Origin of the sequence: Chamaesiphon sp. (genome assembly GCF_041737865.1) — a bacterium.
Taxonomy (GTDB): domain Bacteria; phylum Cyanobacteriota; class Cyanobacteriia; order Cyanobacteriales; family Chamaesiphonaceae; genus Chamaesiphon.
In genome coordinates this window covers 26,583-35,780 of record NZ_JBGSQZ010000119.1, presented here as the reverse complement: position 1 = coordinate 35,780, position 9,198 = coordinate 26,583, and the positions used below count along the sequence as shown (strand labels likewise).

The 9,198-nt window shown below is 45.3% G+C and carries 6 protein-coding genes; 4 read left to right on the top strand and 2 right to left on the bottom strand.

Annotated features, from left to right (window positions below; translation table 11 throughout):
- Positions 1-534: 534 nt before the first annotated feature.
- Both cobM and ACEW9J_RS08735 read right to left on the bottom strand, forming a co-directional pair.
- Entirely contained in the window at positions 535-1,362 is an 828-nt protein-coding gene (gene cobM / locus ACEW9J_RS08740; RefSeq protein ID WP_373544750.1) for a precorrin-4 C(11)-methyltransferase, read from the bottom strand.
- 362 nt (positions 1,363-1,724) lie between these two features.
- A complete protein-coding gene (locus ACEW9J_RS08735; RefSeq protein ID WP_373544749.1) occupies positions 1,725-4,763 on the bottom strand; it encodes an AAA family ATPase in 3,039 nt (1,012 codons plus the stop codon).
- Between the two features lie 328 nt (positions 4,764-5,091).
- Between ACEW9J_RS08735 and ACEW9J_RS08730 the strand changes: the two genes are divergently transcribed.
- From ACEW9J_RS08730 to ACEW9J_RS08715, 4 genes are all read left to right on the top strand, one after another.
- Complete coding sequence (locus ACEW9J_RS08730; protein ID WP_373544748.1) at positions 5,092-5,814, top strand: hypothetical protein; 723 nt, start codon at positions 5,092-5,094, stop codon at positions 5,812-5,814.
- Between the two features lie 95 nt (positions 5,815-5,909).
- A complete protein-coding gene (locus tag ACEW9J_RS08725) occupies positions 5,910-6,782 on the top strand; it encodes a YaaW family protein (protein WP_373544747.1) in 873 nt (290 codons plus the stop codon).
- 131 nt (positions 6,783-6,913) lie between these two features.
- Positions 6,914-8,002 (top strand): RNA ligase, encoded by a 1,089-nt coding sequence (locus ACEW9J_RS08720; RefSeq protein WP_373544746.1) that lies wholly within the window; start codon positions 6,914-6,916, stop codon positions 8,000-8,002.
- A gap of 250 nt (positions 8,003-8,252) precedes the next feature.
- A complete protein-coding gene (locus ACEW9J_RS08715; protein ID WP_373544745.1) occupies positions 8,253-9,098 on the top strand; it encodes an AAA family ATPase in 846 nt (281 codons plus the stop codon).
- Positions 9,099-9,198 lie beyond the last annotated feature (100 nt).

Below are 9,198 nucleotides of genomic sequence, written 5' to 3'. Positions count from 1 at the left end.
AATCTATCCGCAAACCATTCAAGAAATTGATTATTGACCCCTTCCCCGACCGAGTGAATAGGGAAGGGTCATTCTTTTTTGAGCCATCCTCTCAACCCTGCTTGACAACTGCACTCGCACCTTAACTTGTCACCAATCGGGGGACCCGCCCAGTGTTCTTGGGGTTTCCCCGCTTGGGTTCGTTCCATGGTCAACTGGTTATTTCTCCCGCCCAGTGGGGAACAAAGGCGGGACGATACGGTGGTACAGGCCAAGTGAAGCACCTTTTCAAGACAGCGGCGTTTTTATGTCTAGGGTTCCCCCGTCTTGGCGTTTTTTATGCGGGGGGAACCCCCGCATAAAACGCCGCCGAATAAAAAAACGACAAGACAGGCGGACTTTGCATCATGTGCTGCGGTTTCAACCGCTGGCTAACCGAACCGTATTGGGGGCGGGCGCACTCCAGTCTCAACTCGTTTATCACGCATATTGACAGATATGGGGAAAATTTTATTATTAGGTTTGTTGCCCATCGCCCTGATAATCGAGCCAATTTTACGATCGAGGTCGAAATAAGCGATCGTAGTCAGGATGATACAATTGCGATCGCGTAAGTGAAAACTGGGGAGGATCGTTACCATCAATCTGGGCTAATGCCGGACTAATAATATACATCGTCGTGCGGGTGAGATTTTGGCGGGTGGTGACTGCTGCCATCTCTGTCAGCGGGACTACCCAGATTTGCTCGTCTTCCCAACCGATCCGAAAGCAAATGGCTACAAGTGTAGCTGGTGGATAATGTTGGAGTAATTTAGTTTGGGCTGTCTCGACATGGCGAGCGGCTAAATAGAGACATAGACTTGCTTGGTGGGCGGCTAAACTAGCTAAATCTTCGGCGGCGGGGACGGCTGAAGCTCTACCTGTGGGACGGGTGAGGATAATTGTCTGGACGATTTCGGGAACGGTGAGTTCGACTTGGAGTTTGGCAGCAGCTGCTTGGAAAGCACTAATCCCTGGCACTAGTTCGACAGTAATACCTACAGCTCTGAGGGCGTGGATTTGTTCGGTGATGGCACTATAGAGGGTGAGATCGCCTGAGTGTAGCCGCGCGACGATCGCACCCGATCGCACTCGATCGAGTATTATCGATACAATCTGTTCGAGCGTTTGATGACTGGTTTTGATAATTTCTGCATCTGGGCGGGTATCTTGTAAGATGCGATCGGGTATGAGTGAATCGGCATACAAGATCGCATCAGCAGTCGCGATGATTCTTTGTCCTTTGACGGTTAATAGGTCGGGATCTCCAGGGCCGACACCAATAATATATACTTGCGTTGGTGTTTGATGGTTCGAGTGTTGGCGGATGATATTTTCAGGCATTCATTTAGTGTGAGTTGCTACGCTGACGGGTTAAAAATAATGCTTGTACTTAGCAAATCGGCAAATGAAGAGAACTTGTGGGTTTCAGGTTTTACTTGTGAGGGCAGAACCCGGGTCTGGGGGTTCCGACCCCCAGACCCCCCGTTGAGAGGCGGGACGCCGCCTCTCAAACTCTCCTGCGTATGGATGGCTGGTGTGAAGCGTAGTGCGGCATTCGCTCCATTTTAGATTTTAGTTGGAATTTACTTGTTCGGCGGAACCGACGTTGTGCGAATGGGATCGATCTGGGGAATGACTTGTAGCCATTTTTTGACTTGAATTGATGCTTTGCTGTCAACTATCAACTATCAACTATCAACTGTTTAACTAATTACTTGAATTTGCGAACCTTTACTGGTCTTGTGTACTTCGATTCGGGTTTGGAAGGCTTCGCGAAATTGGGGCATGTGAGTGACAGTCAGGATGCAGGCAAAGTCGGCAGAAATGGCGTTGATGGCTGCTATGAGGCGATCGCATCCTTCGCGGTCTTGGGTGCCAAATCCTTCGTCTACGATCAGCATCTGGAGTGGTGTTCCGGCGCGTTGAGATAGGAGTTTGGCGAGTGCGAGGCGGATGGAGAAATTAATCCGAAAAGCTTCGCCGCCAGAGTATGTTTCGTAGGATCTGGTGCCATTAGCGTCACCGATGACGATATCTAATGTGTCGATGAATTTAGCATTTTTGATATTTGATTTTTTCGTTCGACTGGCTTTGGTGGCTTTTTGAGTGATAAATTGAACGTGAAATTGATTGTTACTAAGTTTGGAGAGGATTTGATTACTTTCGGCTTCGAGTTGGGGTAAGACGTTTTCGATCACTAGTGCTTGAATCCCGTTTTTACCAAAAGCTTTTCCGAGTTCATCATAAATTTTGTACTGGGTTTTATAAGTATCGAGTTGCTGCTCTTGCGATCGCAGTTGCTCTTTAATATTATTTAGTTGGGTAAGTTGTTGTTCTAGGCTACCTAAAATTGAGAGATTGGTATCTAGCTGTTGGCGACGTTGGATGAGCTGTTGTTCGATCGATCTAATTCGTTCGTCGGTATCGGGGGCTTTGGCAATCTCGATCGCAATTCGATCGATATCTAGGACTGATTTTTGGCGATCTTCTAAATTTTGTAGCTCGTTAGCTGCTAATATTTTTAGACGATCGAGGATTTGAGGATGAATTTGTTTCGCTTGGTGTAATTCTTGATGTTGCAGTTGGATCGATTGTGATTGACGGAGATCGGTTGAGGCTTGATTATGACGATTGCGATCGTATCCCAATTCTTCAATTTGGCGAGTGAGTTCTATTATCTCGATCTGTAAATCTGAATTAGTTTGAAGTTGAATAATTTCCTCTTCGATTTTGGCAGTCTCGACTTGTAATTGACTCTTGCGATCGATTAGTTGTTGCTGCTTGCGTGTAGCATCTTTGATTCGTTCTTGCTTGATTTCTGCCCAGCGTAATTTATCAACATCACCTCTAGCGAGAGCATGACTCTGTTCACTATAGCTAGTTGTGGCTATTTGAACTATTAAATCTTGCAATTGAGATTGTAATTCACTTGCATAACTTTTAGATTCGATCGCTATTTCGATCTGAGATTTTTCGATAGCAATTTCTTGAAGATTTACTTTCAATTCATCGATCGAATCTAGTTGTGCTTGCAGTTTACCTCGCTGTTCCCGCAGGCTTTCCGATCCGGCTAGTTCGCGCTGTAGCTGTTGATACTCCGCGACTAAAGCTTGACGTTCTTGGGTATAACGCGATTGCTCTTCTTGGGTAACTGAAATCTGTTGCTCGATATTTCCCCGATCGCTTTTGGCACTACTCAATACGTGTTGCCAATGATTTTCGTCTAATGGTAAATTGCAGACAGGACAACTGGCATTGGGAATCTCTAGCAGCTCTAATTTTCGATCTAGTTCTACTAATTGCCGTTGGTAATTATGAGTGTCTGCCTCCAATCGTTGGAGATTCTCTTTCTTGACTAAACCTTTATCTTCAATCCGCTTTTGATAGACTTTTTTGCGATCTAATTCAGTAATCTGTAAATCTAATAAGCTCAATCTATCGACAATCTGAGGATACTCATCAGTTTTAAGTTTGACTTGCCGCTCTCGCAAGATTAGCTCATTTAATTTAGCCTGAATTTTTGCTGTCTCTCGATCGATCTTAGTCTCTAATAAAACTCGCTCTTGTTGGAGTGGTAATACTTCGGCTTGCAATCGATCTAATTCGATCGATCTCTGACGACAGATTTGCAATTGAGCCATTGCTTTAGTCACATCTCCGGCTGTGGCTAAAATATCGATTAATTCTGGCTCCTGCTGAATGACTAAAGCTAACTCGGCTTGACTTTTACCTAAGCTTAACTGTAACTGTCGATCTTTTTGAGCTAGTTGGTGCTGCAATGCTTGGAGTTTAATCTGGAGCTGTCGATCGAGATCGAACTGCCGATCCAAAATCTCTACCTGTTGCTGTAAACTGAGATAAGCTTGGTAAGCGATCGAGATTTCATCGCTGCGGATTAGTAAACTATCCAAACGATTTCGATCGATCGTCAGGAGCTGAAGATCTGCTTGAATTTGGACTGATGCTTGAATTAATTCGCGATCGCGTTTTTGCTCCCAGGCTAACTGTTGTTGCCAAGTCTCGCGCTGTCTGGCAATAGTTCTAAAACTTTCTAGTTCCTGCTCCTCAATACTTTGGGCTTGCTGCAATTGAGTAATTTGGACTTTTACATCATCGCGCTGTTGGGTAATCCCCTCAATTTGAGTCAATTGCAACCGATCCTCAGCCAAACTTTCCGTCAACACCTCCACTTGGAGTTTATATTGCTTGGCTGACTCCTTGGCTTTATCTGCTAATTGCTCGTAGCGATCGAGCTTCAATAAATCTGCTAAAATCTGCTTGCGATCGGTTGGCTTTTTGAGCATAAACTCATCAGCTTTACCCTGACGTAAATAGGCAGAATTAATAAAAGTATCATAATCAATTTTCAGATAGTCATCGATCAATGCTTGGGTAGAACGAATCCCTTTTTGGGTGAGCGTGCGAAATTGTCCCCCACTAGTCCGAATTTGAAACTCCAATCCCCCATTGCCATCGCGCTGACGGGTGCGAATAATCCGACAAGTCTCGCCGTGCATCCCGAAAGTAAAATCTACCCGCACATCCATCGCCCCCGCACTAATCGCATCATCCTCACTCACCGCCCGACATTCACCCCAAATTGCCCAGGTAATCCCTTCTAGTAGAGACGATTTGCCCGCACCATTTGCACCGCAAATACAAGCGGTATGCAGCCCCGTGAAGTCCAAGCTGGCTTCACTGTAGCTGAGAAAGTTCTTGAGTGATAGTTGCAAAGGAATCATAATCGAGCGAGGAAAGGGACTTCACTTACCCTCTAGGATAGAGAGTTTTGGGACAACTGTGGTATTTTTGTGCTAGTTCAATTTGAGAAAATGAGACGGCGCGATTTCAATTGAGTGCGGTGTGCAAACTTAGCTAGTCATCTTTGCATGGCAGCCCTTAAACTGAATTCACGTCAAATTAGTTGCCGAAAGAGGACGAAAACCTCGATCGCAATTACTATCCATGTGGAGCAAGCAATCCGCTTCTGCGCCCAGAAATTGGCTATTCTGGAATCGCACACGACCTGGTTGTAGATAAGCTCAATAATCTTTTTGATGTGGTGAGAGTATGACTGTTTCTAAACAATGGTGGAAATTAATTGGTTTAGTCGTCGTCGCAACAGTAGCTGGCTGTAGCAAAGCACCAGTCACCCCAACTACTAATGCTCAAGTAGTCGCAACTACCACCCCAACGCCATTACCTGCACCTAACGAAGTCTGGATGACTGAATTTCAGCAGATCGATGGTACACCATATCTGTATGCGCCGATCTATGTCGCCGCACAAGAGCAAAGAAACATCATCAAACAGCTTAAATCTGCTGCCTCCGAGCGCTATGAAGGTCGCAATGGGGGTGCAGACATTCGAAATTATATGTTCGTCCACCGGGACAACTTGTCGGCGAGTAAATTACTTGCCAATAATAGTTCGCGATTGCTAGAAATGGAGCAACTTGGCGCAACTACCGTCCCAGCTCGTCTAGATCCCGATAGTCCCATCACAGGGAAAGGGGCTAAAGCAGTTACAGCATTGTGGCACCTGCGCGTCCTCGCAGATACAAACGGTGACAAAACCCTCAACGAGTCGGATCGCAAGCAACTCGACATCTCCGATGCTTCTGGAGCCAACTATACCGAAATTATCAGAGATATCGATAAAATATTGCTAGTCTACCCTCAAGGACTCGATCGACGACTGGTAATTTACACTTCAGGTACCAAACGCTTTGTTGCTGATGTAAATATCCCTAACCGTAGAGCTATCACCAAAGAGCTACCACCGCTAAATTAGCAGATCGCTGATGATGACCCTGCACTGTTTGTTAAAATCGTGCGGTACACTGTAGGATGATAGGATGAGCGGCACGATTGTGGGAGGAAGTTGCTTTGGATGAGTTACGAACGGCTTTAGAACTGGCTACTGAAGACGAGCTACAACAATTAACTAGGATTCTCTTTAGCCGTAAGTTCAATCCCTTAGACTACGTACGTACCCCAGATCTAGTAGAGATTCAGAGTCAAGATCGAGATAGTTGGTTAGATACGATCGAGGATCGATTTCGATTTTTGGCAGCGGATGGCATCACTGTCTTACAAGGACGGACTCAAGGAGTTAGTTACCGCCAAACATTGGTGCAAGTCTGTCGATATCTCAAGATCCCCTATTCCCAGCAACTCAGTACCACAGATCTCGAATCAGAAGTTTTTTTGCATCTGATGGGCAAAAGTTGGCACAAGTTACCGTCTGGAGATCGGGATGCACTGACAGTTAGAGTCCAGAAATCTCTGGCAAATACCCGTTTCGACCAGCCTTTACCAGCACATATTCAGCACGATCCGATTAAACTAATCCTAAAAGGTAGTGGCGCGATCGCGGTAAGTTCGGTAATTAAACCATTAGTTCTCCATCAAATCGCCCGCCAATTTGCTTTTCACTTTGCTAGCTATGAAGTTGCCAAACAAACCCTAATTCGGGGCGGACTCGCAGCTACAAGCCAGTTGCAAAGCTACATATCGCTCTACATGGCAAAACGCGGTATGCTGCTCTCCACCACCCAGCAGGTGGCTGTCAGAGGTGTTTTCACCATTTTAGGGCCAGCGATGTGGGGCTGGTTTTTTGCCGATCTCGGTTGGCGGTCGATTTCGACTAATTACGGGCGGATTATTCCCACGATTGTGGCACTAGCTCAAATCCGATTGACTCGTTCGCACAGTGTCTTCGGCGACGACTCGAATGGCTGGGAACCAGCTTATAGTTAGCGAGAAAATTAGTTCGGGGTATCCCCTAAGTTCAAAGATCTCTTGACTTTCAATACCCACCACTGAAACGATTTGAGAGCTTATTGCTAGAACTAGCTGCGGGGAAGTTAGATCGAGTAACTTAGATCTAGATGAACTTTACACTCCCGCGCTGGGTTGATACTGCCGATCGTATGACTAATTTACCATTTGACCCGCAGGCATTACCGACACTGATCGAGCAGGGTTATATTATCAGCCAGACTCATCCTAGTCTACCGCTGACAATCTATAACTACACAGCCAAAGCTCAATTCGATCGCTATTGGGTAGATACGACGCTACACTGTCGGGGATTGGTGCTAGATGACCATTATCGATCGATCGCTAGACCATTACCCAAGTTTTTTAATCTCAGCGAATATCAGGGCACAATTCCCGACGGGGTGCCGAATATCTACGAGAAGCTAGATGGATCGTTAATTATTCTGTTTTACTACCAAGGGCAATGGGAAGTCGCTTCTAGGGGCAGTTTTGCCTCAGAGCAAGCACAAATGGCACGCGTATTACTAGCCAATTATCAAGCCGATCTAGGTACACTCGATCGAGAGTACACCTATTTATTTGAGATTATCTATCCCAGCAATCGGATTGTGGTGGACTATGGCTCCTCGCAACGGCTGGTACTACTCGCGGCGGTACATACTCAGACAGGAATAGAGCTAGAGCATACCCAGGTAAATTGGAGCGACACAGCACAGACTTATCCAGCGACTACTCTCCCCGAATGGCTCAAATCTATTGACGAAACCCAAGCCGAGCTACACAACCATGAGGGATTTATTCTCAAATGGTCGAATGGTTTTCGACTCAAATATAAGCTAGCTGATTATGTCCGGCTCCATCGCATCATTACTAGAGTCCAAGCTAAAGATATCTGGGAATGTCTGAGCCAAAATCACAATCTCGACCAGTTTCTCGATTCTGTCCCCGATGAATTTTATAACTGGGTGAAAGATACCAAGCTAGAGCTAGAAACTAAATATCAAGCAATTGAAACCACATGTCAAAATGCTTTTCAAGATTTAGGCAATCGCAGAGAAACAGCGATGTATTTTCAAACCCAAACATATCCTGGCGTATTATTTCTAATGTTGGATAAAAGAGACTACAGCCAAGTCATCTGGAAACTGATTAAACCTGGCTACGAGCGTCCATTTCGCTCTAGTGGTGAAGAATAGACTTCCTGCGAAAGTCAGGCTTTAGGCTTTAGGCTTTAGCGCATCCGCAAATCGTGGCTCATGGTGTAAAGTCCGCCGAAACTTTGCTAATAAACTAGTCCGCGAAGGCGGACTTTGCATTCCGAGAAGCGATGCGCGCCCGCCTTTGTTCCCCAACGGTTTAGCGCATCAAGACAGCGGTTTCTAACAGCTTGGGTTAAGTAAGCTCATTCATCCTCCAAAATCCAAAATCCAAAATCCAAAATCACCCATGTCACTCAAACTCATCCTCACTAAAGGCTTACCTGCTAGCGGTAAAACAACCTGGGCTAGAGAATATATTCAAAAACATCCAGAAACTGCCAATATCTGCAAAGACGATCTGAGATTACAACTCAGCGGTACCAACAAACGCGAAAAACGAATTATCAAAGTCCGCGACTTGTTGACAGAACATTATTTCGAGCAAAGTTATTCGGTAATTTGGTCTGATACCAATCTCAATCCAGTTCATCTCAGACGAGCTACTGAATTAGCCACACAATATCAAGCTGAACTCGTGCTCAAAGATTTTACAGATGTATCGTTGGCTGAATGTATCCGTCGCGATTTGATCCGCGCTAATTCTGTCGGACAAGTGGCGATCGAGCAGATGTATTATGATTATCTACATTTACCACCATCACCAGCGATCGATCCACTCCTCCCAAACTGTTATTTAGTAGATATCGATGGTACTCTAGCCATCAATCATACTCGTTCTCCGTTTGCGTGGGATCGAGTCCATGAAGACGCGCTCAATTCAGCCGTAGCGATGACGATCGAGAAATTGGGACAAGATACCAATATTATTCTATTATCCGGTCGATCGAGTGTCTGCTACGATCTGACTGTCGCTTGGTTGAAACAATATCAGATTAACTACACAGATTTATTCATGCGTCCGGCTGACGACCAACGCCCCGATGATGTGCTCAAATCAGAATTATATTATGCTAATATTCGCGATCGCTATAATGTAATCGGCGTAATTGACGATCGACCAAAAGTGTGTAGGATGTGGCGAAGTTTGGGTTTGAATGTCTTTCAAGTGGGGAATCCCGACTATGAGTTCTAAGTGTAATCGATCGAACGATTACGCTTCTTGTAACTTAAAAACTACTACAAGGAACTGCAAAGTGGTATAAAAAAAGTATATTGAGAGTACCAATAGAGCC